The sequence below is a fragment of the Streptomyces sp. NPDC006733 genome (genome assembly GCF_040636125.1).
Lineage (GTDB): Bacteria > Actinomycetota > Actinomycetes > Streptomycetales > Streptomycetaceae > Actinacidiphila.
In genome coordinates this window covers 1-25,372 of sequence record NZ_JBEYJD010000029.1, presented here as the reverse complement: position 1 = coordinate 25,372, position 25,372 = coordinate 1, and the positions used below count along the sequence as shown (strand labels likewise).

The window sequence follows — 25,372 nt, the reverse complement described above, 5'->3', positions numbered from 1 at the left end:
GCGGCCCCCCTACAGCGACATCACGCCGGCACCGAACGCCATGAGGGCGCCGATGCCGAGCAGGACGATGACGCCCGTCGGGAGCTTCTGCTTCCAGAAGGAGTAGACGCCGCCGGCGAGGAAGAGCCCGAGGACGATGTAGACGGTCGATGCGGTGTTCACAGTGCGCCCTTGGTCGAGGGGAGGATGCCGGCCGCGCGCGGGTCACGCTCGGAGGCGTACCGCAGGGCGCGGGCCAGCGCCTTGAACTGGCACTCCACGATGTGGTGCGCGTTGCGCCCGTACGGGACGTGGACGTGCAGGGCGATCTGCGCCTGCGCGACGAAGGACTCCAGGATGTGCCGGGTCATCGTCGTGTCGTACGAGCCGATCATGGGGGCCATGTTCTCGGGCTCGGTGTGCACCAGGTACGGGCGGCCCGACAGGTCCACGGTCACCTGGGCGAGGGACTCGTCCAGCGGCACCGTGCAGTTGCCGAAGCGGTAGATGCCGACCTTGTCGCCGAGCGCCTGCCGGAAGGCGGCGCCGAGCGCGAGGGCGGTGTCCTCGATGGTGTGGTGGGTGTCGATGTGCAGGTCGCCCTCGGTCTTGACCGACAGGTCGAAGAGTCCGTGGCGGCCCAGCTGGTCGAGCATGTGGTCGTAGAACCCGACACCGGTCGAGACGGAGACGTCGCCCCGGCCGTCCAGGTCGATCTCGACGACGACGGACGTCTCCTTGGTGGTGCGTTCCACACGGCCCACGCGGGTCATACGGTCTCCTTCAGCATTGCGCGAACCGCGTCCAGGAACGCGTCGTTCTCCTCCGGGGTGCCCGCGGTGACCCGCAGCCATCCCGGTACACCGTTGTCGCGGACGAGGACACCGCGGTCGAGGATCGCCTGCCAGGCGGCGTGGCTGTCCGCGAACCGGCCGAACTGCACGAAGTTCGCGTCCGAGTCGGTGACCTCGCAGCCCAGCGCGCGCAACTCGGTGACCAGGCGGTCCCGCTCGGCCTTGAGCTGCGCGACGTACCCCAGCAGCGTATCGGTGTGCTCCAGCGCGGCGAGCGCGGTGGCCTGGGTGACGGCGGACAGGTGGTAGGGCAGGCGCACCAGCTGGACGGCGTCCACGACGGCCGGGTCCGCGGCGAGGTAGCCCAGCCGCAGGCCCGCCGCGCCGAACGCCTTCGACATCGTCCGGCTGACCACCAGGTTCGGCCGGCCCTCGATGAGCGGCAGCAGCGACGGCCGGTGCGAGAACTCGACGTACGCCTCGTCCACGACGACCAGCGACGGCTTCGCGGCCTGCGCGGCCTCGTAGAGGGCCAGCACGGTCTCGGCCGCGACCGCCGTGCCGGTGGGGTTGTTCGGCGAGCAGACGAAGACCACGTCGGGCCGGCGGGCGGCGATCTCCGCCGCCGCGGCGCCCACGTCGATGGTGAAGTCCTCGCGGCGCGGGCCGGAGATCCACTCGGTGCCGGTGCCGCGCGAGATCAGCGCGTGCATCGAGTACGAGGGCTCGAAGCCGATCGCGCTGCGCCCGGGGCCGCCGAAGGTCTGCAGCAGCTGCTGGATGACCTCGTTGGAGCCGTTGGCCGCCCACACCTGCTCCCGGGAGACCCGGTGGCCGGTGGTGCGGCCGAGGTACGCGGCCAGCTCGGTGCGCAGCTCCACCGCGTCCCGGTCCGGGTAGCGGTTCAGCTCCCGGGCGGCCTCGGTGACGCGCTCGCCGATCCGCCGCACGAGGGCCTCGGGCAGCGGGTACGGGTTCTCGTTGGTGTTCAGCCGGACGGGCACGTCGAGCTGGGGGGCGCCGTACGGGGTCTGGCCGCGCAGCTCGTCCCGGATGGGCAGGTCGTCGATGCCGATCCGTCCGCCGGTCACTGCGGCACCTGCCAGTCGAAGCGCGCGCGCAGCGCGGCGCCGTGCGCGGGCAGGTCCTCCGCGTCGGCGAGCGTCACCACGTGGTGGGTGACCTCGGCCAGGGCGTCGCGGCTGTAGTCCACGACGTGGATGCCGCGCAGGAAGGACTGCACGGACAGGCCCGAGGAGTGGCAGGCGCAGCCGCCGGTCGGCAGGACGTGGTTGGAGCCCGCGCAGTAGTCGCCGAGCGAGACGGGGGCGTAGGCGCCGACGAAGATCGCGCCCGCGTTGCGGACCCGGGCGGCGACGGCGGCGGCGTCCGCGGTCTGGATCTCCAGGTGCTCCGCACCGTAGGCGTCGACGACGGCGAGGCCCTGGTCGATCGTGTCGACCAGCACCACGGCCGACTGCCGGCCGGCCAGCGCGGTCCGGATGCGCTCGTGGTGCTTGGTGTCGGCGACCTGGGCGGTCAGCTCCTTCTCGACCCGCTCGGCCAGCTCCACCGAGGTGGTGACCAGCACGGCCGCCGCCAGGGTGTCGTGCTCGGCCTGGCTGATCAGGTCGGCGGCGACGTGCACCGGGTCGGCGGTGGCGTCGGCGAGGACGGCGATCTCGGTGGGACCGGCCTCGGCGTCGATGCCGATCCGGCCCTTGAGCAGCCGCTTCGCCGAGGCGACGTAGATGTTGCCGGGGCCGGTGACCAGGTTGACCGGGCGGCACTCCTCGGTGCCGTACGCGAACATCGCGATGGCCTGGGCGCCGCCGGCGGCGTACACCTCGTCCACCCCGAGCAGGGCGCAGGCGGCGAGGATCGTCGGGTTGGGCAGGCCGCCGAAGTCCTTCTGCGGGGGCGACGAGACGGCGATGCCCTCGACGCCGGCCTCCTGCGCCGGGACCACGTTCATGACCACAGACGACGCGTAGGCGGCCAGTCCGCCCGGCACGTACAGCCCGACGCGCTCGACCGGCACCCAGCGCTCGGTGACCGTGCCGCCGGGTACGACCTGGACGGTGTTGTCGGTGCGTCGCTGCTCGCGGTGGACGATCCGGGCCCGGCGGATGGACTCCTCCAGGGCCGCGCGGATCTTCGGGTCCAGCTCCGCCAGGGCGGTCGCCAGCGCCTCGGCGGGCACCCGGACGCGCTCCAGGGTGACGCCGTCGAACTTCCGCGCGTACTCGATCAGCGCCGCGGTCCCCCGATGGCGTACGTCCTCGCAGATGGGCCGCACCTGGTTCAGGGCGGCCTCGACGTCGAGTTCGGCACGGGGCAGCAGGTCGCGGTCGATGCCGCCCTCGGGGAAGGCGGCACCGCGCAGGTCGATTCGGGAGATCACCCTGTCAAGTGTAGAGAACGCTGTTCTCGGCCGTTCTCCGGTTCCACTCCCTGATACGTCCCGCGGAACGATCTCCCCCCGATACCGTTCCCCTGTCGCGCGGTGCGGCGGGGAATCGGGAGGGACGCGGTGGCCGAGGGGTCGGGGATCGGGGCGCCGGAGAACTGGACCCAGGCCGAGCGGGACCTGTGGACCGCCTACCGCCGCGGGGTCGTGCAGGATTTACGGACCGGCATTCCCGAGCGGGACGACCCGGCCACCGACCGGCCCTGGGGTCCGGAGCGGACGGTGCGCGCCGAGGTGATCGCCACGCTGCTGCTGGACGGCCCGCCCGCCGAGCCCGGGCGCGTCGCGTGCGTCAAGCTCTCCGGGGCCCGGATCAGCGGCCAGCTGAACCTGTCGGGCGGCCAGGTCACCCCGTACGTGGAGCTGCACGACTGCCACTTCGACCAGCAGATCCTGCTGCCCGAGTGCCAGTTCACGACGCTGCGCATGGTGCACTGCTCGATCCCCCGCCTGGAGGCGGCGCGCCTGACCACCACCGGTGACCTGCACCTGCCCCAGTGCACCATCGAGGGCGGGATCCGGCTCACCGACGCGCACATCGGCACCGACCTGCTGCTCAACCAGCTCACGGTGGGCCGCGACCGGCACGGGCGGGCGATCGCCGCCGACGGGCTGAGCGTCGCCCAGGACGTCGAGGCCGAGCTGATGCACGCCACCGGCGAGATCAGCCTGCGCAGCGCCCGGATCGGCGGCCGGCTGAGCCTGCGCGGCAGCCTGCTGCACAACCCCTACGGCCGCTACGCGCTGAACGCGGCGCGGGTCACCGTCGAGCACACCCTGTACCTGAGCGCGGGGTGGATCGCGACCGGCAGCGACATCGGCGGGACCCCGCCCGCCGGGGTGCGGACCCGCAACTTCAGCTGCACCGGCGCGGTCCGGCTGGACGACGGCCGGTTCGGCAACGCGGTGATCATCACCCGGGCGCGGTTCCGGCTCACCGGCAACCAGCAGCTGTCGCTGCGCCGGATCCAGACGCCGGAGCTGCGCTTCACCCTCGGCCAGCCGCCGACCGGCTCCGTGTCGCTGGCGGGCGCCCGGGTGGGCAACCTCACCGACACCCGGCAGAGCTGGCCGGAGTCCGGCGGCCTGGACCTGGCGGGCTTCAGCTACACCACGCTCAGTCCCGCGGCGGCGTTCCCGATACGCGAGCGCATCGCGTGGCTCGCCGCCGCCACGCCCGAGTACAGCCCGGAGCCGTACGAGCACCTCGCCGCGGCGCTGCGCGCGGGCGGCGAGGACTCCGAGGCCCGCGAGGTGCTGCTCGCCAAGCAGCGGCGGCGCCGCGAGGTGCTGCCGCCGGCGGGGCGGGTCTGGGGGTACCTCCAGGACGTCACCGTCGGGTACGGCTACCGGCCGGGCCGGGCCGCGGTGTGGATGGCGGTGCTGTGGGCGGTCGGCACGGCGTTCTTCACCCTGCACGCGCCGCCCCCGCTCAGCGCCGACGGGTCCCCGCACTGGAGCGCGCCGCTGTACGCGCTGGACCTGCTGCTGCCCGTCATCGACCTGGGCCAGGACAGTGCCTGGAACCCGGCCGGCGGGGGGCAGTGGGCGGCGGCCGTCCTCGTCCTGCTGGGCTGGATCCTGGCCACCACGGTCGCGGCGGGCGCCTCGCGGCTGCTGCGCAGGGGGTGAGCGGGCGGCGGCGGGCGGGTCGAAATCAGGACGGCGCGGGCGACCGGTGAAGCTTGCGCGGCGAAAGCACCCCGTCCGGCGACCGGAGCAGCACGTACGCTGTCCGATTGTGACCGCTCGCCTTCCGCTCTTCCCGCTGAGCTCGGCCCTTTTCCCGGGTCTCGTTCTGCCCCTGCACATCTTCGAGGAGCGGTACCGCGCGCTCGTGGGCGACCTGCTCGCGCTGCCCGAGGACGCCCCGCGCCGCTTCGCCGTGGTCGCCATCAAGGACGGGACCGAGGTGGCCCCGACCGGCCCCGACGGGGTGGACACCACCGCGGGCGCCGGGCTCGGCCCCGATCCGGCCAAGGCGCTCTACCAGGTCGGGTGCGTCGCGGAGGCCGCGACCATCGGCGAGCGCGAGGACGGCGGCTTCGAGCTGGTCGCCACCGGCACCACCCGCTTCCGGCTGCTGTCGGTCGACGCCACCGGGCCGTATCTGACCGCCGAGGTGGAGGAGCTGCCGGAGGAGCAGGGCGAGGGCGCGGGCACGCTGGCCGCCGGGGTCGCCCGGGCCTTCCGCACCTACCAGAAGCGGCTGGCCGGAGCGCAGGACCGCACGCTCGTCACGGTGCAGGAGCTGCCCGACGACCCGTCCGTGCTGTCCTACCTGGTGGCCGCCGCCACCATCTTCGAGACGCCCGCCAAGCAGCTGCTGCTGGAGGCCCCGGACACCGCGGCCCGGCTCGCGGCCGAGCTGCCGCTGCTGCGCCGCGAGGCCGCCGTGATCGGCAAGCTGCCCTCGCTGCCCGCCGTCGACCTGACGCGGCAGCCGGCCAGCCTCAACTGACGGAAGGCGGTCGACCGTGGCCAGGAAGTCCAGGGCGAAGGCGGGCGGCACCCCCGCCACCGTGGCGCTGGAGCAGGACGGAGCCGCCTTCACCGTGCACGCGTACGCGCACGACCCGGCGGCCGCCTCCTACGGCGGTGAGGCCGCCGAGGCGCTGGGCACCGCTCCCGAACGGGTGTTCAAGACGCTGGTCGCCGACGTCGACGGGGCACTGACCGTCGCCGTGGTCCCGGTCGCCGGCTCGCTGGACCTCAAGGCGCTCGCGTCCGCCGCCGGCGGCAAGCGGGCCGCGATGGCCGACCCCGCGGCGGCCGAGCGCACCACGGGCTACGTGCTGGGCGGGATCTCCCCGCTGGGCCAGCGCAAGCGGCTGCCCACGGTCGTGGACGCCTCCGCGCTGACGCACGCCACGGTGTTCGTCTCGGCGGGCAAGCGCGGCCTGGAGGTCGAACTCGCCCCGCGGGACCTGGTCCGGCTCACCGCGGCGAGCACGGCGCCGATCGCCCGGCTCCCGGGATGAGGCTCCAGGGATGACCTGACGGCCCGATCCGGCCGAATTCGACGGAACCCGGCCGTCCCCTCTGGACGATCGCGCCCCGGGCGCGCACGGTGTCCCCGACGCAGCACCCGCGACGAGGGGAGCCGACATGTCCCGACGCACCCGCATGCGCAAGTGGCGGATCAAGAAGCGCCGCGCCAACCACGGCCGACGGCCCGCGTAGCCCGCCGGGCAGCCCCGCGCGGTTCCCGGAGCCCCCGCGCCCGGGGCCCCGTGCTCAGGACTTCCGCTGCCAGGGGTCCTGGTCGGCGGGTCCCTGGGCGGGCGGGCGGTCCTCGACCGGCGGGGCCGGGTGCGGCTCCTGGTACGGGGCGGGGTGCGGCGCCGGGTACGGGGCCGGGTAGGACGTGTCCCACGACTGCGGCTGCTGCGGTTCGCGCGGCCCGAACATCGAGGTCAGCACGAGGTGGACGAGCATGGCCGCGGCCGGCCACGCCACCAGCGCGCCCTTGGCGCGCAGGCGCAGCGGGCCGTCGAAGACGACCTTCGGGCCGACCTCCTTGGCGTGGGCGATCAGGTCGCTCGTCGGGCCGAGCCACACGCCGAGGCGCCAGGCGATCACCGAGCCGAGCACGCCGCCGGCCGCCAGCCCGAGGACGACCCCGATGCCGCCGCGCCGCCGGCGCCAGAAGACCAGGGCGGCCGTCACCGCGCCCATCGCGAGGCCCAGCAGCACGAAGGTGCCGTCGGCGCCGACCGCCTCCTCGCCCTCGCTGTCCTTGAGGTAGATCGCCTTGCCGTCGGAGACCATCGGGATGAGGGGCGCGAGCCACAGCCACAGCAGCCCCAGCACGATCCCGGCCACCGCCACCGCGACGGCGACCAGCGCGCCTTCCCGCAGCTCCGCGACGAAGGCCGCGCGTCCGTCCTGCGGTCCGTCACCGGAGAACTCCGCGCCCGGGTACTGCGGCAGAGGCGGCGGCTGGTCGTGCGGCGTCAGGGGTGCGGTCACCCGCCCATCGTGCCAGGTCCGGCGGTGACCCGCTTCACCGGCAGGCGGCTCGGCGGTACGCCCAGGTGGCAGCGGCCAGCGACACCACGCCGACGGCGGCGCACACCGACAGGTCCGCGCCCACCATGACCCAGTCCGGGTGCGGGTCGAAGGTGCGGGCGAAGGCCTCCACCCCGTACGTGGACGGCAGCAGGTCGCGGACGAGGGCGATCGGCGCGGGCATGTTCGAGGCCGGCAGCACGCCCAGCAGCAGCGCCGCCGACATGCCCAACTGGCCGAAGAGCGTCGCCAGTTCCTGCTTCGGGGCGAGCAGCCCCAGTGCCGCGCCGAGCCCGGCCAGCGCGGCCCCGGCGAGCGGGATCACCGCCGCCAGCACCCACAGGTTCACCAGCGGCAGGTCGAACAGCACGCAGCCGGTGACCGCCGTGGCGATCGTGCCCGGCACCGTGAACGAGGCGTACGCGCCCGCCGCGCCGAGCACCACCGCGGCGGGCGGCACCGGCAGCGTCGCGTAGTGGTCGAGGCCGCCGGAGGCGCGCAGCCGGCCGAAGTACTGGGCGAGCAGGTTGAGCGCGACGAAGGCCACGACCAGCACGCTGGACCCGGCGACCACCGCGCGCGCCGCGTCGGCGTCGCCGCCGTCGACGACCCCGCGCAGCATCACCATGATGCCGACCGACTGGAACGTCGCCACGAACAGCAGCGGGATCCGCGCCACCCGGGCGCGGGACAGCTGCGCCCGGTAGACCGCGCCCAGCGCGGGCAGCAGCCGGGCGCGGGGCGCGAGCGGGGCGGCGGTGATGTCCGGGCGGACGGCGGGTGCCGCGCCGGGCGCGGTGCCGGCCGCGCCGGGCACCGCGGGTGCCGCGGCGCTCACCGGGCGGCTTCCGTCAGGAGCCCGTGACAGGCGGCGGAGGTCATGTCTTGACCAGTCCCTTCTGCCGGCCGCCGAGGGCCAGGTACACGTCTTCGAGGCTCGGGGTGGCGAGCGTGAAGTCGTCGAGTGCGGCGAAGGCCGGGCCGCCGGTGATCTCGGCGATCACGGCGCGGGCCCGCGCCTGCGGGAGCCGCAGCGTCCAGCGGCGGCCGGAGACCTGCGCGGCGGGGCGCAGCGCGGCGACCTCGGGCAGCAGCAGCGGCGGCTCGTCGCGCCAGACCAGGTCGATCCTGACCTCGTCCGCGACGAGCACCTTGAGGCCGGCCGGGGTGTCGCAGGCGATGACCCGCCCGTTGTCGAGCACGGCGACGCGGTCGAGCACGGTCTCGGCCTCGATGACGTTGTGCGTGACCAGCACGACGGTGGTGCCGTGCTCGGCGCGGCGGCGGTCGACCGCGGCCCACACCGCCCGCCGGGCGACCGGGTCCATGCCCGCGGTCGGCTCGTCCAGGACCAGCACCGGCCGCTCCCCCACCAGGGTGGCGGCGAAGCACGCCAGCCGCCGCTGCCCGCCGGAGAGCCGCCCGATGGCCCGTCCCGCCAGCTCGGTGAGGCCCAGCTCCGCCAGCACGGCGTCGCGCTCGGCCCGCGCGGCGCGCGCGTCCAGTCCGCGCAGCCGGCCGGTGGTCTCGGCGGCCAGCGACACCGTCAGCTCGTCGAGGGCGGTGGATTCCTGCCCGAGGTAGCCGACGAGCCGGGAGGCGCGCTCCGGGTGGCGTACGAGGTCGTGCCCGAGCATGCCGATCGCGCCGGAGTCCGGCCGCAGCAGCCCGGTGAGCTGGCGCACCAGGGTGGACTTCCCGGCGCCGTTGGGCCCGAGCAGCCCGAAGATCTCGCCGCGCCGGATGTCGAGGTCGATGCCGTCGCTGGCGCGGACAGCAGGGGTCGCGGCGCCTCGCCGGCCGCGCCCGGCCGGGTAGGTCTTGACCAGCCCGCGTACGGCGATCACCGCGTCGCGGGCGGTGGCGGCTGTGCTGGGCGCCGCCTGCTCCGTGCCCGTACTCACGAGGATCGAGAGTACGCGTCGCGGCGCCCGCCGCGCGCCTCGGGTCCCGTTCTGCCCCCGAATGCCGGACCGCGGCGTGCCGGTCCGGCCGCCCGTCCGGCGGTCGGCCGGCCGCGGGGCGGGCCCGGCGGTCAGTCGCCGACGGGGGCGTGCTCGGCGACCGTGCGGGCGTCGACCTCGCGCCAGAAGCCCGCCCGGATGGCGTACCGGTCGTGCTCGTCGATCTGGTCGTCCTTGTGCGCGAGCAGCCCGAAGCGCGCGGCGTAGCGCAGCAGCTCGCCGTCGATGCGGTGCGGCACCCGCGGGTAGTGGGTGGACAGGGCCTGCAGGTGGGCGGCGTCGGTAAGGCGGGCGATCCAGCGGCGGGCGAAGACCTGGCCGACCTCGAAGGGGTCGCCGCTGACGGCCGTGATGTCGGCCTCCCGGTCCGCCCAGCGCTGCTCGGCGCTGGTGAGCTGGGCGAGGGTCGGCAGCCCGCTGGTGTCCGGCACGTCGGGGCCGTTGCCGGGGCCGCGCTCCGACCAGGTCTTGTCGGAGGACCAGCGCAAGGTGGCGTTGGGGACGGGGTGCGGGACCGGGGCCTGCTGCACGCGGCCGAGCACCGCGAGGTCCTTGGGGGTGGGCACCCCCTTGGCCGCGGCGGCGGCGGCCGCGTCGGGGTGGTCGGTGCCGGCGGGCGCCGGGGCCGTGCCGTTCTTCACCGGGTGCGGGTGCGGGTCCGGGTCCGGGAGGGCGCCGCCCGGATGCCCGGTGCCGGCCGCGGTGCCCGCGGGCTCGGGCAGCGGAGCGGACAGGATCGCCTGGATCTCGGGGCGCGGGGTGGGCGGCGCGCAGACGCCGGCGACCTCGCGGGCCCGGATCGCCCGGGTGATCCACTCGCGGTCGAGCACCCGGCGCTCGTCCGCCTCGGCGACCAGGTCCTCGGACTGGTTGTAGTCCCCGTCGGCGGCCTGCACGGCCCACAGGTGGACGGCGACGCCGTGCTCCTTCGCGGACATCATGCCGGGCAGCAGATCGCCGTCGCCGGTCACCAGCACCACGTCGGAGCAGGCCCGGTTGCGGGCGAGCTCGGAGAGCTCGGCGTGCATGGCCGCGTCGACGCCCTTCTGCGCCCAGCGGCCGTCGGTCCGGGTCAGCGCGCCCAGCCGGACGGTGACCCGGGGCATGACGCGCAGCCGCCGGTGCTCCGGTTGCGGGACGCGGTCGGGGGCGCCGTCGAACCAGTAGATCCGCAGCAGCGGCTGGCCCGTCTCCAGCTCGGCGCGCTCGCGCAGGCCCGCCACGACGGCGGCGTGGTCGACGGTGATGCGGGACCGGGAGGGCTCACCGGCCAGAAGGCTCGCCGCGGCGCCCAGGAGATATCCGGCGTCCACCAGGACAACGCAGCGGTCCATGTTGCACCTCTTCCGGTCGTCCCCCGGCACGGATTTTCCCCGAGTCTGCCCCAATATCGGGACGTTATAAGCCGGAACTCGATCATCGGCGTGGCGGTTTCCGAAATTAAGGGGCTCCTCCCCCACCGCCTGCCCGAAATGCGCGCTTCGTACGCGCGTGCAAGCCTGATAGCGGTTCCAAGCCGAGATCCCCTATAGGAGGGACGATCGTGGGTAAGAACAAGAATCGCCGGACCGAAGGCCAGGACAAGGAACGCAGCCAGGCCGCCGAGGCGCAGGAGCAGGCGAAGAGCAGCGCCGCCCAGGAGCAGGTACTTCCGACCTCGGAGCATGTCTCCCGCCGGCAGCAGAAGAGGTTCGGCCACAACTGACCTCGGACCGGCCGTGCGCGGCCGGTCCGGAGCGGCGGTACCCCTGGGCCCCGGGGTGCCGCCGCTCCTGCTGTTTTCCCAGCCGCCACTTCAGGGAACGCACGATCGAATTCCGCGCCGCCGGGCATATTCAATAACGGTATGCGCCACCTACCGCGCTATCCGGTACCGGGTATTTGCGAACGGGTATTTTCCCGCCGCCGCCCCCCGCCCCCTCGGCCGCGGTGATCCGTCCCGCCCCCGCCGGCCGCCGGGCCGCCGCGTAGGCTCGCCCGTTGACGGTTCCCCGGTACGACCCCTGGAGGGGCGGCAGCGATGCCCACCGCACACACCACCGACGAGCAGCGCGGTGAGAAGATCCTCGACGTCTTCGGCACCGCCTTCGGCGAGCTGCTGGCCGCCGACCCGGCCGCGTTCCGCGTCAAGTTCCGCAAGATGGCCGCCTCCGCGTTCGCCTTCTACCGGGGTTCGGCGGCGCTGTTCTACTCCGACCTGGCGGACGGCGGGGACGCCGGGCCGTACGAGAACAAGCGCACCGGCCGGGTGTGGATCCACGGCGACCTGCACGCCGAGAACTTCGGCACCTACATGGACGCCAACGGCCGGCTGGTCTTCAACGTCAACGACTTCGACGAGGCCTATGTCGGCCCGTTCACCTGGGACCTCAAGCGCTTCGCCGCCTCCGTCGCCCTCATCGGCTACACCAAGGCGCTCGGCGACGACACGATCACCGGCCTGGTGCGCACCTACGCCGAGGCCTACCGCGCCCGCATCCGGGAGCTGGCCAAGGACGAGAACCTGCCGTCGCTGACCCTGGACACCGCGCAGGGCCCGCTGCTCGGCGCGCTGCGGCACGCCCGCTCGCAGACCCGCTTCGGGCTGCTCGACTCCATGACCGAGGTGCGCGACTGGGACCGCCGCTTCCTGCCCGGCGGCGGCGCCATCGCGCTGGACGACGCGACGCGCGAGCAGGTGCTCGCCGCCTTCGGCGAGTACCTGGCGACGCTCCCCGAGGCCAGCCGGATCCGCCCGGACAGCCACCGCGTCAAGGACGTCGTCGGCCGCCGCGGCATCGGCATCGGGAGCGCCGGGCTGCCCTCGTACAACCTGCTGCTGGAGGGCACCACCGACGCGCTCGAGAACGACGTCGTGATCTACATGAAGCAGGGGCAGACCCCGGCGGTCTCCCGGCACATCACCGACCCGGCGGTGCGCGGCTACTTCCGGCACGAGGGGCACCGCACGGTGATCTCCCAGCGCGCCCTGCAGGCCCACGCCGACCCGTGGCTCGGCTGGACCGAGCTGGACGGCGTCGGCCAGCTGGTCGCCGAGGTCTCCCCGTACGCGGTGGACCTCGACTGGTCGGACCTCGACGACCCGGAGCAGATCGAGGCCGTGGTCGCCGACCTCGGCCGGGCGACCGCCGCGATGCACGCCGCCGCGGACGACGAGAGCGGCCACTCGCTGGTCCCGTTCTCCACCGAGGACGCCATCGACGAGGCCATCGGGCGGGACGAGGAGGGCTTCGTGCCGATGCTGGTGGACTTCGCCCACGGCTACGGCGCTCGGGCCCGCGCGGACCACCAGATCTTCGTCGACCTGTTCCGCAACGGACGCGTTCCCGGCCTCTGAGTCCAACAGGTCGAGACCCTTTAGGTTCCGCCTACCGTCCGGCATGGCACACTCTCCGCCATGAAGGGCATACGACCACCGCTGAGGGCGCTGCGCGCTGCCCTCTTCGCGGCGTTGTGCGTCACTCTCTCCTCCACCTCCCACGTGCTGATGTCGCACACGCCCCTGCCGCTGACCATCGTGGCGGGGGCGTACGGCGCCGTCTTCGCGCTGGCCTACGCGCTGGGCGGCCGGGAGCGCGGCTTCTGGCCCATCGCCGGAGTGCTGGTGCCGCTGGAACTGGCGGTGGACACGCTGTTCACCGCCGGGCAGCACACCTGCTACGGCCCCGGCGGCGGCCCCGTCACCGGCTCCTGGCGCTCGCTGAACGAGGCGCTGCTGTGCGACGGCGGCCAGGTCGGCTCGCCGCTCGCCGCCGTCCCCGGGGCGCCCGCCGCCACCGATCCGACGACCGGCCCGTGGCTGCTGCTCGTCGCGCACGTCGCCGTGGGGCTGCTCGCCTCCTGGTGGGTGCGGCGCGGCGAGGCCGGTCTGCAGCGCGTCGTGCGCGCGATGGCCGCCGCCGCGTTCCGGCCGCTGCTCGTCGCGGTGGCCGCGCTGCGCACCCCGGCGGCCCGCCCGCGGCTGCCCCGCGCCCGGCACGGCCGGGCCGAGGGCCCGCGCTTCCGGCCGCTGCTGCACTCCCTGGTACGGCGTGGACCGCCGTCGCTGGTCGCTTCCTGACCACCGGCCCGTCCACCCCACGTACGCAACGACACGGAGACCTCCACCATGAGCAGCAGGAACAGCCAGGCCAACAAGCAGGCAGCCCGCGAGCGGCTGCGCGCCGAGCGCGAGAAGCACGCCAAGAAGGCCAAGCTCAAGCGCCAGTTGCTGGTCGGCGGCGCGGTCGTCGCGGCGATCGCGATAGCCGGCGGCGTCGCCGTGGCCGTGAACGAGATGAACAAGCCCAGCGCGTGGGAGGCGGCGGCGAAGAAGACGCTCGTCAAGCCGGCCCACTCCTCGGGCACCGACGGCACGGAGATCGTCGTCGGCGACCCGGCCAGCAAGTACAACCTGGACGCCTACGAGGACATGCGCTGCCCGGTCTGCGCCTCCTTCGAGCAGGAGTCCGGCGCGGCCGTCCTGAAGGGCGCCACCGACAAGAAGTACAAGATCACGTACACCATGGGCACGTTCCTCGACGGCAACGGCGGCACGGGCTCCAAGAACGCGCTGAGCGCGCTGGGCGCGGCGCTGAACGTCTCCACGGAGGCGTTCACCGAGTACCACACGCTCCTGTACTCCAAGGACGTGCACCCCGAGGAGACCAAGGACGAGTTCGGCAGCGACGACAAGCTGATCGAGCTGGCCCAGAAGGTCCCCGCCCTCAAGGGCAACAAGACCTTCGAGGACGCCGTGAAGAACGGCACCTACGACAAGTGGGCGCTGACCATGAGCGACAAGTTCAACAAGGCCGAGGGCGTCACCGGCACCCCGACGGTCAAGCTCAACGGCAAGGCCATCGAGGTCATCGGCCAGCCCTCCGCGACGGTCATGGCCGCCATCGACAAGGCGATCAGCGGCAAGTAGCCCGCAGCTGACCCATCGTCAGGGACCGGCCGGCAGGACGCGGCCGGTCCCTGACGCGTTCGCCCAGCGGACAGCCGGAACCGCTGAGCCGGGGCGATTTTCGGCCAATCGGCCGTCGCGGGGGCCGGTTCCAGCCCTGACGCGTATATGGAGATCCTCTATAACCTCCGCAGCAGCGGTTACCAGCCGCCCCTGCCGTCGTGAAGCTGAGGAGAACCATGCGTCCCTCCGTCCGACTCGCCGCCCGCCTCACCGGTCGCGTCCCACGCCGCCTGCTCGGCGCCGCCGCCATCGCGGGAGCCCTCGCGCTCGCCCCGGTGGCCTCCTCGGCCGGCACGGTCGGTGCCCACCGGAGCATCGCGAAGACGAGCGCCGACCAGCAGTGTGCGGAGGGCACTGCCGGCAACGGCGCCGCCCGCGAGATGCACGGCGCGACCGCCCACGAGCCCAACGCCGTCACCCCGGCGCAGGCCAAGGCGATGGACCGCGACCTGAAGAACCGCACCGCCTCGCTGCGCCGCTCGGGCGTCAACACCCTCAAGGCGAAGCCGATCTCGATCCCGGTCTACTGGCACGTCATCCACGACGGCGCCACCGGCAAGCTGACCGCCGCCCAGATAGCCGGCCAGCTCGACGTCCTGAACAAGGCGTACGCCGGCCAGGGCGACGGGAACACCGCCACCCCGTTCACCTTCAAGCTCCTCAAGACCGACTACACGGACAACGCGGCCTGGTACAACGTCGCGCCCGACACGGCCGAGGAGAAGGCCATGAAGACCAAGCTCCGCAAGGGCGGGGTGAGCAGCCTCAACATCTACAGCGCCAACCTCGGCGGCGGGCTGCTCGGTTGGGCGACCTTCCCCGAGTGGTACCCGGGCGACCCGAAGAACGACGGTGTCGTCATCCTCGACCAGTCGATCCCCGGCGGCACCGTCACCAACTACAACGAGGGCGACACCGCCACCCACGAGGTCGGCCACTGGCTCGGCCTCTACCACACGTTCCAGGACGGCTGCACGGAGCCGGGCGACTACGTCGCCGACACCCCGCAGGAGGCCGAGCCGGCCTTCGAGTGCCCCGTCGGCAGCGACACCTGCCCCGCCGAGGGCCTGGACCCGATCAAGAACTTCATGGACTACACGTACGACTCCTGCATGACCCAGTTCACCCCGGGTCAGGTGCAGCGCATGAAGGACTCCTGGCTGTCCTACCGCGCGAGCTGACCGCACCGCACGCGGTGACCGGGAGCCGGGCCGCGAGGTCCGGCCCCCGGCGCCGTCTCAGGCGTCGAGTTCCGCCAGGAAGCCGAGCGCCACCGCCCACGTCCGCTCCGCCGCCTCCGCGTCGTAGTCGGGCAGCTGCGGGTCCGTGTAGAGGTGGCCGGCCCCCCGGTAGCGGTGCACCTCCACGTCCGCACCCGCCCTGCCCATCCGCAGGTACCACGCGTTGAGCCAGTCCTCCGACTCGAACGGATCCGGCTCCGCCACGTGCAGCTGCACCGGCAGCCCGTCCGTCACCGCGCCCTCCGCGATGTCCGACGTGCCGTGCAGGAGGAGCAGCCCGCGGGCCTTCTCGTCACCCAGCGCCAGCGTCTGCGCGATGGAGCCGCCGAGCGAGAAGCCCGCGTAGACCAGCCCCCGGTCGGAGTGCGGGGCCGCCGCGGCGACCGCCCGCTGGAGGAGTTCCTCGCGGCCGATCCCGTCCTTGATCTTCATGCCCTCCTCGACGGTGTCGGTGGTCCGCCCGTCGTAGAGGTCGGGAACGTGCACGTCGTGACCTGCGGCACGCAGCCGCTCGGCGGCCTCGCGCACGGCGGGCCGCAGCCCGTAGGCCGAGTGGAACATCACGATATTCACGGGGCTGCCTTCACTCGCGGTCGGGTACGCGTCCATGGTGCCAGTACCGTCGGGGGGACAAAGCACCCGAAGGGAGCCCGTGTGGACATGGAGAACGTGCTACGGCCAGTGATCGTCATCGGAGCGTCGGTGGTGGTGACCCTGGCGGTCGCCTGGGCGCTCGACAAGGCGCTTCTGAAGGTCGACGCCCGGCACCCCGAGACACCGCTGTGGGGGCTGCTGCGCCGCTGCCGGATCCCGTTCCAGCTCGTGCTCTGCACGGCCCTGCTGCGCGCCTCGTACCCGGCGGCGCACCTCGCCAAGGGCCACAAGGCGGCCGTCGGCCAGATCCTGAGCCTGGTGCTGATCGGCGCGTGCGCCTGGCTGGCGGTGCGGGTCGCGTCGGCGGTGGTGGACGCGTCCTACGACCGCTACGCCTCGACGTCGCACAACACGGCCCGGGTCCGCCGGGTCCGCACCCAGGTGACGCTGATCCAGCGGGTGGTGACCGCCGTGGTGATCGTGGTGGCGATCGCCGCGATGCTCTTCACGTTCCCCGAGATGCGCACGATCGGCGCCTCGATGCTCGCCTCGGCCGGGATCATCGGCATCGTGGCCGGTGTCGCGGCCCAGTCCACGCTGAGCAACGTCTTCGCCGGACTGCAGATCGCCTTCGGCGACATGGTGCGGATCGGCGACACGGTGGTGGTCGACGGCGAGTGGGGCAACGTCGAGGAGATCACCCTCACGTACCTGACGGTGCGGACCTGGGACGAGCGCCGGATCACGATGCCTGTGTCGTATTTCACCAGCAAGCCGTTCGAGAACTGGTCGCGCGGCGACCCGATGATGACCGGCACCGTCTTCTTCCACCTGGACCACTCGGCCCCCATAGACCTGATGCGCGAGCAGCTGCACCTGGTGCTCAAGGAGTGCGAGCAGTGGGACCAGCGGGCCTGGGGGCTCGTGGTGATCGACACCACCCCGACCACCATCCAGGTGCGGGCGCTGGTCACCGCCAAGGACGCGGACGACATCTTCACCGTCCGCTGCGTCGTCCGCGAGCAGCTGCTGGAGTGGGTGCGCCGCGAGCACCCGTACGCGCTGCCGCGGGTCAACACCGCGATCGCGCCGGGCCTGGAGGCGGAGCCGCCGCGCCCGCCGGCCGCCCCGCCCACCTCCGACGACATCGGTCCGGGGCCGGGCGCGCGCTAGACAGCGCGCGGGGCCTCAGCGCACCGAGCGCAGGTCCAGCAGCCGCAGCACCCGGTCCACGACCTCCGGGTCGGAGCCCGGCTCGCTGCGGGCCGCCAGCACCTCGTGCCGGGCGGCGGACATCATCTCGGCCTGGACCCGCTGTATGGCGCGCAGCCGGTCGGTCCGCCGGGCGTGCGACTCGCGGCGGTCGTCGTCGACGATGTCGGGCGAGATCCGCACCCCGAGGTCGAAGGCGCGGCGCGCCAGCATCTGCGACACCTCCTCGTCGAGCGGCTCCTCCTTCTCGATCTCCCGCAGCCGCTGCTTGGCGGCCTTGGTGGCGCGCAGCGCGAGCCGCCGCTCCAGGTCGTGCTCGGCGTCGATGTCGCCGCGCACCCCGAGCCGGCGCACCAGCCAGGGCAGCGTCAGGCCCTGCAGCACCAGCGTGGCCAGGACGACCGCGAAGGCGATGAACAGCAGCTCGTCACGGGCCGGGAAGGGCCCGGCGTCCGAGGTCAGCGGGATGGCCAGGGCCAGCGCGACGGACGCCACACCGCGCATCCCCGCCCACCACACGACGACGGTCTCCCGCCACGTCATCGGGATGTCCTCGTCGTGCCGCTTGTCCCGCCACCTGCGGGCCAGCCAGGCGGCCGGCAGCAGCCACACCAGCCGGACCCCGACGACCACCGCCACCACCACTCCGGCGTGCGAGAGCATCGAGCCCCAGCGGCCGGCGCCGACGGCGAACACGTTGTGCAGCTCCAGCCCGATGAGGCCGAAGGCGACGCCGGTGACGAGGGTGTCGACGATCTGCCAGAAGGTGGCGCCGGCCAGCCGGGTCGTCACGTCGTCCGCGCCCACCGCGTGCTCGGCCAGGAAGAGCGCGGTGGTGAGCACCGCGAGGACCCCGGAGCCGCCCAGCTCCTCGGCGAGGCCGTACGAGGCGAACGGGACCAGCAGCGTCAGCCCGATCTGCAGGGTCGGGTCGCCGACGACGCCCATGAGCTTGTTGGCGGCCCAGCCCAGCGCCATCCCGATCGCGACGGCGACCAGGGCGGAGAGCACCAGCTCGCCGGCCGCGTGCGAGGCGGAGAACTTCCCGGTCACGGCCGCGGCGATGGCCACGTGGTAGAGCACGATCGCGGTGACGTCGTTGAACAGCCCCTCGCCCTCCAGGATCGACACCATGCGCCGCGGCAGTCCCAGGCTGCCGGCGACCGCGGTCGCGGCCACCGGGTCGGGCGGCGCCACCAGCGCGCCGAGCGCGACCGCGGCGGCGACCGTCACCCCGGGGACGATCGCGTTGGCGACGACCGCGACGGCCGCCGTCGTGACGAAGACCAGGGCGACCGCCAGCAGGAAGATCACCCGCTTGTTGGCCGCGAACTGCCGCCAGGAGGTGCGCTGCACCGACGCGTACAGCAGCGGCGGCAGGACCACCGGCAGGATCAGGTCGGGGTCGATCTGCACGTTCGGCACCTGCGGCACCAGGGCCAGGACGATGCCGAACAGGGTCATCAGGACCGGTGACGGCAGCCCCATCCGGTCGCCCAGCGGCACCATGACGATGGCGGCGAGCATGAGCGTGAAGAAGAGGACGAGCTGGTCCACGGCGGGCGGCTCCTGGGATTCATGGGATGAACGCCTCAGGGTGCCACAGGCGGGACGTCAGGCCAGGGAGCGCCGCATGGCGCGGTGCGCGATGCCCGCGTCGGGGAACTGCGGGCCGAAGGCGGTGTAGCCCATCCGCTCGTAGAACGGGATCGCCTGCACCTGGGCCTCCAGGTAGACGCCCGTGAGCCCGAGCCGGCGGGCCTCGTCCTCCAGGGCGGCGACCAGCCGGGCGCCGACGCCGGCGCCGCGGGCGGACCTGAGCACCGCGAGCCGGCCGAGGACCGCGGTGTCCGGGTCGCCGCCGTTCTTGGCGGCGGCGTCGGCGCCCAGCAGCAGCCGTCCGGTCCCGGCGCCCGGGACCAGCACGTGCACGGCGCGGTCGTCCTTGCCGTCCCACTCCAGCTCGGCCGGGACGTTCTGCTCGACGACGAAGACCTCGTGGCGGATGGCGTGCACCGCCGCCATGCCCTCGGCGTCCTGTGCCGCCACCACCCGCACGTCCATCAGACGCTGTCCTCCCGGACCACGTCCAGGGCGTGCTGGAGGTCGTCGGCGTAGGCGCTCTCGAACTCGACCCAGCGGCCGTCCGACGGGTGCTCGAAGCCGAGCTTCACCGCGTGCAGCCACTGCCGGCTCAGGCCCAGGCGCTTGGAGAGGGTCGGGTCCGCGCCGTAGGTGAGGTCGCCGACGCAGGGGTGGCGGTGGGCGGACATGTGCACCCGGATCTGGTGCGTGCGGCCGGTCTCCAGCTTGATGTCGAGCAGGCTGGCGTGCCGGAACGCCTCGATGAGGTCGTAGTGCGTGACGCTGGGCTTGCCCTCGGCGACCACGGCCCACTTGTAGTCGTGGTTCGGGTGGCGGCCGATCGGGGCGTCGATGGTGCCGCTCATCGGGTCCGGGTGGCCCTGCACCAGCGCGTGGTAGCGCTTGTCGACGACGCGCTCGCGGAACTGCTGCTTGAGCAGCGTGTACGCGCGCTCGGACTTGGCGACGACCATCAGCCCCGAGGTGCCCACGTCGAGCCGGTGCACGATGCCCTGGCGCTCGGCGGCACCCGAGGTGGAGATGCGGTAGCCGGCGGCGGCGAGGCCGCCGATGACGGTGGTGCCGGTCCAGCCGGGGCTGGGGTGCGCGGCGACGCCGACCGGCTTGGAGATCACCACGAGGTCGTCGTCGTCATGGACGATGACCATGCCCTCGACGGCCTCGGCGACGATCTGCACGGGCTGCGGCGGCGCGGGCATCTCGACCTCGAGCCAGGCTCCGCCGTGCACCCGGTCGGACTTCATCGCGGGGCTGCCGTCGATGGAGACCTTCCCGGAAGCGGCCAGCTCCGCCGCCTTGGTGCGCGAAAAGCCGAACATACGCGCGATGGCGGCGTCGACGCGCTCGCCCTCAAGGCCGTCGGGTACGGGCAGGGTCCGGGTCTCGGGAAGGGTACTCACCTGGTCGAGTATGACGGACCGCGGTGGCAGCTCCGTCCCGCCGGCCCGGTGGCGCCGCCCGGCGGCGGCTCAGTCGCGGTGCACGGTGCCGTCCGGGTCGAGGCCGCGGAAGGACAGCAGCACGATCAGGATGCCCCCGCAGACGATCGCGGAGTCGGCCAGGTTGAAGACCGCGAAGTGGGCGGGGGCGATGAAGTCGACCACGTGCCCCTCCAGGAAGCCGGGCGAGCGGAAGACCCGGTCCGTCAGGTTGCCGAACGCCCCGCCGAGCAGCAGCCCGAGCGCGATCGCCCAGGGCAGGCTGTAGAGCTTGCGCGCCAGCCGGGCGATCACCACGATCACCCCGGCCGCGATGATCGTGAAGATGATCGTCATGCCCTGGCCGAAGCCGAAGGCGGCGCCCCCGTTGCGGACGGCCTCCAGCCGCAGCCAGCTGCCGAGCACGTCGATCGGGGTGTCCCGGTGTTCGAGGCTGGTGACCACCCACAGCTTGGACAGCAGGTCCAGGGCGTACGCCAGCGCGGCCACCGCGAGCAGGACGACGATGCGGCGCTTGCCCCTGGGCGCGGTGACCGGCACCTCCTGCGGGGCCCCGGCCGCCGCCGTGGCCTCTTCGTCCCGTTCCTCGATGCCGTGCTCCGCTTCCGTCACGTGAGTCCCTCAGCCCTTGTGCACCTGGTGCCCGCCAGGCCGGATCCTGGCTGTTGACGAGGGTACGTCACACCCGTGCGCGGGGGTCCCCCGGCCGGGGTCAGTGGGTCGGGGGGTCAGCGGCGCTCCTGCCGCTGCTTGCAGTCGATGCAGAGCGTGGCCCGCGGGAACGCCTGCATCCGCGCCTTGCCGATCGCGTTGCCGCAGGACTCGCAGCGGCCGTACGTGCCCTCGTCGAGCCGCTCCAGGGCGTGCTCGGACTGGGCGAGCGTCTCGCGGGCGGTCGCCGCCAGGGACATCTCGTGCTCCCTGCTGATGTTCTTGGAGCCCGTGTCGGCGTCGTCGTCACCCGCGCCGCCGCCGGAGTCCCGCAGCAGGCCCGCCACCGACGCCTCGGAGGACGCGATCTCGGCCCGCAGCCGCTCCGCCTCCGCGAGCAGCTCGGCCCGCGCCTGGAGGACCTCCGCGGCGGACCACGGGTCCTCCCCCGGCCGTACCGGGAGCACGCCGGGCTCGTCGGCCGCCCGGGAGGCGGGGACCGCGGACGCGACCGCACCGGCCGCCGTCTTCTTCGCTACCACCTTTTTGGCTCCCGTCTTCTTCGCCACGGTCTTCTTGGCGACGGTCTTCTTGGCGACGGTGGCCGCCTTCTTGGCCGGTGTCGTCTTCTTGGCGGCGGTCTTCTTCACGACCATGGCCGCGACCCCTTCACATTCTGTGATCCTGCTCGCGAATCGTGCCGGAACGGTAGAACGGCTCCGGACCCGCGGCAACGGGGCACGCCGCTCGATCCGCCCGCCGGGCCGGGTGGGCCGACGGGTCTGCATCCTGTGTGCCCAGGTGGCACACCAGGTATGCCGGTAACCACCGGTAGTGACGCCGTACGGCCGGTCTTCGGTTGTCCCGATCCGGCCATTCGGGTCAGCGGGAACCGGCCGGCGGCCCGCGAATCCCGGCCGACACGGCGGCCCCCGGCCCGTACACTGGGCCAAGCGAAAGGCGTGGAAAGGGACGAGTAGCGCCGCACGCAGCCAAGAGCGACCCGGGGACGGTGGAAGCCCGGGGGTGTGCGCGGCACGAAGATCACCCCGGAGCCGCCGGAGGAAAGCCGCAGGGCGAGTAGAACCGGCATCGCGTCCCCAATCGAGGGGGTCCAGGAGGCGCCGCCTCCCGGGCCAAGAAGGGTGGTACCGCGGGAGCCCCAGGCTCTCGTCCCTTCGTCGGAGAACACGGAAGCACGTGACAGTCCGCCGGAGGCACCACCGATGACGCCGCAGTACCGCCAGGTACCCGCCCAGGTCGACCTGCCCGCCCTCGAGCACGAGGTGCTCGACTTCTGGAGCGAGAACAAGGTCTTCGCCCGCTCCCTCGACCAGACCGAGGGACTGCCCGAGTGGGTCTTCTACGAGGGCCCGCCGACGGCCAACGGCATGCCGGGCGCGCACCACATCGAGGCCCGCGTCTTCAAGGACGTCTTCCCCCGCTTCAAGACCATGCAGGGCCACCACGTGACCCGCAAGGCCGGCTGGGACTGCCACGGGCTGCCCGTCGAGCTGGCCGTCGAGAAGGAGCTCGGGTTCACCAACAAGCAGGACATCGAGGACTACGGCGTCGCGGAGTTCAACGCGAAGTGCCGCGAGTCGGTGACCCGCCACACCGACGCCTTCACCGAGCTGACGACCCGCATGGGCTACTGGGTCGACCTCGACCAGGCCTACCGGACGATGGACCCGTCGTACATCGAGTCCGTGTGGTGGTCGCTGAAGGAGATCTTCTCCAAGGGCCTGCTGGTCCAGGACTACCGCGTCGCCCCCTGGTGCCCCAAGGACCAGACCGGCCTGTCCGACCACGAGCTGGCGCAGGGGTACGAGACGGTCGTCGACCCCTCCGTCTTCGTCCGCTTCCCGCTGACCTCGGGACCGCTCGCCGGCGAGGCCGCCCTGCTCGTCTGGACGACCACCCCCTGGACCCTGGTCTCCAACACCGCCGTCGCCGCGCACCCGGACGTCACCTACGTGGTGGCGACCGACGGGACTGAGCGGCTGGTCGTCGCCGAGCCGCTGCTGGAGAAGGCCCTCGGTGAGGGCTGGACGGCCACCGGCACCCGCTTCACCGGCGCCGAGATGGAGCGCTGGACCTATCAGCGGCCCTTCGACTACGTCGAGATCCCGGACGCGCACTACCTCGTCAACGCCGAGTACGTCACCACCGAGGACGGCACCGGTCTGGTCCACCAGTCCCCCGCCTTCGGCGAGGACGACCTCAAGGTCTGCCGCGCCTACGGCCTGCCCGTGGTCAACCCGGTCCGCCCCGACGGCACCTTCGAGCCGGAGGTCCCGCTCGTCGGCGGCGAGTTCTTCAAGAAGGCCGACGAGAAGCTGGTCGAGGAGCTCCGGCGCACCGGCCGCCTCTTCCGCCACGTCCCGTACGAGCACAGCTACCCGCACTGCTGGCGCTGCCACACCGCGCTGCTCTACTACGCGCAGCCGTCCTGGTACATCCGCACCACCGCCGTCAAGGACGCGATGCTGCGGGAGAACGAGAAGACCAACTGGTACCCGGATTCGGTCAAGCAGGGCCGCTTCGGGGACTGGCTGAACAACAACGTCGACTGGGCGCTCTCCCGCAACCGCTACTGGGGCACCCCGCTGCCCATCTGGCGCTGCGCGGAGAACCACCTGACGTGCGTCGGCAGCCTGAAGGAGCTCGGCGAGCTGACGGGCACCGACCAGTCCGGCCTGGACCCGCACCGCCCGTACATCGACGACGTCACGTTCCCCTGCACCGGCGAGGGCTGCTCGCTCGAGGCGGTGCGCGTCCCGGAGGTCATCGACGCCTGGTACGACTCCGGGTCGATGCCGTTCGCGCAGTGGGGCTACCCGCACCGCAACCGGGAGACCTTCGAGAAGAGCTACCCGGCGCAGTTCATCTCCGAGGCCATCGACCAGACCCGCGGCTGGTTCTACACGCTGATGGCCGTCGGCACCCTGGTCTTCGACCGGTCCTCCTACGAGAACGTGGTCTGCCTCGGCCACATCCTCGCCGAGGACGGCCGGAAGATGTCCAAGCACCTGGGCAACACCCTGGAGCCCATCGCCCTGATGGACCAGCACGGCGCCGACGCCGTCCGCTGGTTCATGGCGGCCGGCGGTTCGCCCTGGTCGGCCCGCCGGGTCGGCCACGGCACCATCCAGGAGGTGGTCCGCAAGACCCTCCTCACGTACTGGAACACCGTCGCCTTCCAGGCCCTGTACGCCCGCACCGCCGGCTGGACCCCCACCGCGAGCGACCCGGCCCCGGCCGACCGACCGCTGCTGGACCGCTGGCTGCTGGGCGAACTGCACACCCTCACCCGCGACGTCACCGCGTCGCTGGAGGCCTACGACACCCAGCGCGCGGGCAAGCTGCTCTCCTCCTTCGTCGACGACCTCTCCAACTGGTACGTCCGCCGCTCGCGCCGCCGCTTCTGGCAGGGCGACGCCGCCGCGCTGCGCACCCTGCACGACGTGGTCGAGACGGTCACCCGCCTGATGGCCCCGCTGACGCCGTTCATCACCGAGCGGGTCTGGCAGGACCTCGTCACTCCGGTCACCCCGGACGCGCCGGACTCCGTCCACCTCGCGTCCTGGCCGGTCGCCGACGAGTCCGCGATCAACCCGGTGCTGTCCGAGCAGATGCTGCTCGTCCGCCGCCTGGTGGAGCTCGGCCGCGCGACCCGCGCCGAATCCGGCGTCAAGACCCGCCAGCCGCTCTCCCGCGCGCTGGTGGCCGCCGCCGGCTTCGACTCCCTGGACCCGGCGCTGCACGCGCAGATCACCGAGGAACTGAACGTGCTCTCCCTTGCCTCGCTCTCCGAGGTCGGCGGCTCCCTGGTCGACACCACGGCCAAGGCGAACTTCCGGGCCCTGGGCAAGCGCTTCGGCAAGGGCGTGCAGGACGTGGCGAAGGCCGTCGCGGCCGCCGACGCGGCCGCGCTCTCGGCGGCCCTGCGCGCCGGCACCGCCTCCGTCGAGCTGAACGGCGAGCCGATCGCGCTCTCCCCGGACGAGGTGATCATCACCGAGACGCCGCGCGAGGGCTGGTCGGTGGCCTCCGACTCGGGCGCCACCGTCGCCCTGGACCTGGAGATCACCCCGGAACTGCGCCTGGCGGGCCTGGCCCGCGACGCGATCCGGCTGATCCAGGAGGCCCGCAAGAACTCGGGGCTGGACGTGGCGGACCGCATCGCCGTCCGCTGGCAGGCCGCGAACGAGGACCTGACCACGGCGCTGACCGAGCACGCCGCGCTGATCTCCGACGAGGTCCTCGCGACGGACTTCTCCGCCGGGGAGCCGGACACCACGTACGGCGAGCCCTTCACGGACGACCAGCTGGGCCTGACCTTCCGCCTGCGCAAGCAGTAGGAACGACAAGAGGCCGCCGTCCGGTCCCCGAGGGATCGCGGACTTCAAGGCCATGGGCGTGGCCACCATGATGGTCGTCGCGGTCGCCATGTTCGGC

At 73.0% G+C, this 25,372-nt stretch carries 24 protein-coding genes; 10 read left to right on the top strand and 14 right to left on the bottom strand.

Annotation, left to right across the window (positions count from 1 at the left end):
• Nucleotides 1–9 precede the first annotated feature (9 nt).
• From ABZ721_RS24735 to hisD, 4 genes are read right to left on the bottom strand one after another with little or no spacing between them, the layout of a single operon-like run.
• Complete coding sequence (locus tag ABZ721_RS24735) at nt 10–162, bottom strand: hypothetical protein (RefSeq protein ID WP_277437734.1); 153 nt, start codon at nt 160–162, stop codon at nt 10–12.
• The gene (gene hisB / locus ABZ721_RS24730) at nt 159–752 is read right to left on the bottom strand and encodes an imidazoleglycerol-phosphate dehydratase HisB (RefSeq protein ID WP_138356934.1); all 594 of its coding nucleotides are present in this window, start codon (nt 750–752) and stop codon (nt 159–161) included. The genes ABZ721_RS24735 and hisB overlap by 4 nt, the downstream gene beginning before the upstream one ends.
• The gene (locus ABZ721_RS24725) at nt 749–1,864 is read right to left on the bottom strand and encodes a histidinol-phosphate transaminase (RefSeq protein ID WP_358790866.1); all 1,116 of its coding nucleotides are present in this window, start codon (nt 1,862–1,864) and stop codon (nt 749–751) included. Before ABZ721_RS24725 ends, hisB begins: the two co-directional genes overlap by 4 nt.
• Entirely contained in the window at nt 1,861–3,177 is a 1,317-nt protein-coding gene (gene hisD / locus ABZ721_RS24720) for a histidinol dehydrogenase (RefSeq protein ID WP_358790865.1), read from the bottom strand. Before hisD ends, ABZ721_RS24725 begins: the two co-directional genes overlap by 4 nt.
• Before the next feature lie 129 nt (nt 3,178–3,306).
• Here hisD and ABZ721_RS24715 point away from each other — a divergent pair, with 129 nt between their 5' ends.
• From ABZ721_RS24715 to ybaK, 3 genes are all read left to right on the top strand, one after another.
• Nucleotides 3,307–4,875: an oxidoreductase gene (locus ABZ721_RS24715; RefSeq protein WP_358790864.1), complete on the top strand. Its 1,569-nt coding sequence runs from the start codon at nt 3,307–3,309 to the stop codon at nt 4,873–4,875.
• A gap of 106 nt (nt 4,876–4,981) precedes the next feature.
• The gene (locus tag ABZ721_RS24710) at nt 4,982–5,704 is read left to right on the top strand and encodes an LON peptidase substrate-binding domain-containing protein (RefSeq protein ID WP_358790951.1); all 723 of its coding nucleotides are present in this window, start codon (nt 4,982–4,984) and stop codon (nt 5,702–5,704) included.
• A 16-nt stretch (nt 5,705–5,720) separates the two neighbouring features.
• Nucleotides 5,721–6,224, top strand: a complete 504-nt coding sequence (gene ybaK / locus ABZ721_RS24705; protein ID WP_358790863.1) for a Cys-tRNA(Pro) deacylase — start codon at nt 5,721–5,723, stop codon at nt 6,222–6,224.
• A gap of 256 nt (nt 6,225–6,480) precedes the next feature.
• On the opposite strand, the gene ABZ721_RS24700 is transcribed toward ybaK, so the two are convergent.
• The 4 genes from ABZ721_RS24700 to ABZ721_RS24685 form a co-directional block, all read right to left on the bottom strand.
• Nucleotides 6,481–7,215 (bottom strand): hypothetical protein, encoded by a 735-nt coding sequence (locus ABZ721_RS24700; protein ID WP_358790862.1) that lies wholly within the window; start codon nt 7,213–7,215, stop codon nt 6,481–6,483.
• A 34-nt stretch (nt 7,216–7,249) separates the two neighbouring features.
• Nucleotides 7,250–8,017, bottom strand: a complete 768-nt coding sequence (locus tag ABZ721_RS24695; protein WP_358790950.1) for an ABC transporter permease — start codon at nt 8,015–8,017, stop codon at nt 7,250–7,252.
• A 115-nt stretch (nt 8,018–8,132) separates the two neighbouring features.
• Nucleotides 8,133–9,101: an ABC transporter ATP-binding protein gene (locus ABZ721_RS24690; protein WP_358790949.1), complete on the bottom strand. Its 969-nt coding sequence runs from the start codon at nt 9,099–9,101 to the stop codon at nt 8,133–8,135.
• A 188-nt stretch (nt 9,102–9,289) separates the two neighbouring features.
• The gene (locus ABZ721_RS24685; protein WP_358790861.1) at nt 9,290–10,552 is read right to left on the bottom strand and encodes an NYN domain-containing protein; all 1,263 of its coding nucleotides are present in this window, start codon (nt 10,550–10,552) and stop codon (nt 9,290–9,292) included.
• Nucleotides 10,553–10,761: 209 nt separating this feature from the next.
• On the opposite strand from ABZ721_RS24685, the gene ABZ721_RS24680 reads away from it, so the two are divergent.
• The 5 genes from ABZ721_RS24680 to ABZ721_RS24660 all read left to right on the top strand — a co-directional run bounded on the left by ABZ721_RS24680 (nt 10,762) and on the right by ABZ721_RS24660 (nt 15,350).
• On the top strand, nt 10,762–10,923 hold the full coding sequence (locus ABZ721_RS24680) for a hypothetical protein (RefSeq protein WP_358790860.1): 162 nt from the start codon (nt 10,762–10,764) through the stop codon (nt 10,921–10,923).
• Nucleotides 10,924–11,238: 315 nt separating this feature from the next.
• Nucleotides 11,239–12,555 (top strand): DUF2252 domain-containing protein, encoded by a 1,317-nt coding sequence (locus ABZ721_RS24675; protein ID WP_358790859.1) that lies wholly within the window; start codon nt 11,239–11,241, stop codon nt 12,553–12,555.
• A gap of 60 nt (nt 12,556–12,615) precedes the next feature.
• Nucleotides 12,616–13,278, top strand: coding sequence for a hypothetical protein (locus ABZ721_RS24670; RefSeq protein WP_358790858.1), 663 nt, complete (start codon nt 12,616–12,618; stop codon nt 13,276–13,278).
• Between the two features lie 48 nt (nt 13,279–13,326).
• Complete coding sequence (locus tag ABZ721_RS24665) at nt 13,327–14,127, top strand: thioredoxin domain-containing protein (RefSeq protein WP_358790857.1); 801 nt, start codon at nt 13,327–13,329, stop codon at nt 14,125–14,127.
• 218 nt (nt 14,128–14,345) lie between these two features.
• Nucleotides 14,346–15,350 (top strand): zinc metalloprotease, encoded by a 1,005-nt coding sequence (locus tag ABZ721_RS24660; protein WP_358790856.1) that lies wholly within the window; start codon nt 14,346–14,348, stop codon nt 15,348–15,350.
• Between the two features lie 57 nt (nt 15,351–15,407).
• Here the strand turns inward: ABZ721_RS24660 and ABZ721_RS24655 are convergent, their stop codons facing one another.
• The gene (locus ABZ721_RS24655) at nt 15,408–16,019 is read right to left on the bottom strand and encodes a dienelactone hydrolase family protein (RefSeq protein WP_358790855.1); all 612 of its coding nucleotides are present in this window, start codon (nt 16,017–16,019) and stop codon (nt 15,408–15,410) included.
• Nucleotides 16,020–16,070: 51 nt separating this feature from the next.
• Here ABZ721_RS24655 and ABZ721_RS24650 point away from each other — a divergent pair, with 51 nt between their 5' ends.
• Nucleotides 16,071–17,177, top strand: coding sequence for a mechanosensitive ion channel domain-containing protein (locus ABZ721_RS24650; RefSeq protein WP_358790854.1), 1,107 nt, complete (start codon nt 16,071–16,073; stop codon nt 17,175–17,177).
• A gap of 15 nt (nt 17,178–17,192) precedes the next feature.
• Here the strand turns inward: ABZ721_RS24650 and ABZ721_RS24645 are convergent, their stop codons facing one another.
• The 5 genes from ABZ721_RS24645 to ABZ721_RS24625 form a co-directional block, all read right to left on the bottom strand.
• Nucleotides 17,193–18,773 (bottom strand): Na+/H+ antiporter, encoded by a 1,581-nt coding sequence (locus tag ABZ721_RS24645; protein ID WP_358790853.1) that lies wholly within the window; start codon nt 18,771–18,773, stop codon nt 17,193–17,195.
• Nucleotides 18,774–18,830: 57 nt separating this feature from the next.
• The gene (locus ABZ721_RS24640; RefSeq protein WP_358790852.1) at nt 18,831–19,280 is read right to left on the bottom strand and encodes a GNAT family N-acetyltransferase; all 450 of its coding nucleotides are present in this window, start codon (nt 19,278–19,280) and stop codon (nt 18,831–18,833) included.
• Nucleotides 19,280–20,221, bottom strand: a complete 942-nt coding sequence (locus ABZ721_RS24635; protein ID WP_358790851.1) for an RluA family pseudouridine synthase — start codon at nt 20,219–20,221, stop codon at nt 19,280–19,282. The genes ABZ721_RS24640 and ABZ721_RS24635 overlap by 1 nt, the downstream gene beginning before the upstream one ends.
• Nucleotides 20,222–20,290: 69 nt before the next feature.
• A complete protein-coding gene (gene lspA, locus ABZ721_RS24630) occupies nt 20,291–20,800 on the bottom strand; it encodes a signal peptidase II (protein WP_358790948.1) in 510 nt (169 codons plus the stop codon).
• 188 nt (nt 20,801–20,988) lie between these two features.
• Nucleotides 20,989–21,645 carry a TraR/DksA family transcriptional regulator gene (locus ABZ721_RS24625; RefSeq protein WP_358790947.1) on the bottom strand — a complete coding sequence of 219 codons (657 nt, stop codon included), beginning with the start codon at nt 21,643–21,645 and terminating at the stop codon, nt 20,989–20,991.
• 492 nt (nt 21,646–22,137) lie between these two features.
• Here ABZ721_RS24625 and ileS point away from each other — a divergent pair, with 492 nt between their 5' ends.
• Nucleotides 22,138–25,275, top strand: coding sequence for an isoleucine--tRNA ligase (ileS, locus tag ABZ721_RS24620; RefSeq protein WP_358790850.1), 3,138 nt, complete (start codon nt 22,138–22,140; stop codon nt 25,273–25,275).
• The last annotated feature ends 97 nt before the right edge of the window (nt 25,276–25,372 follow it).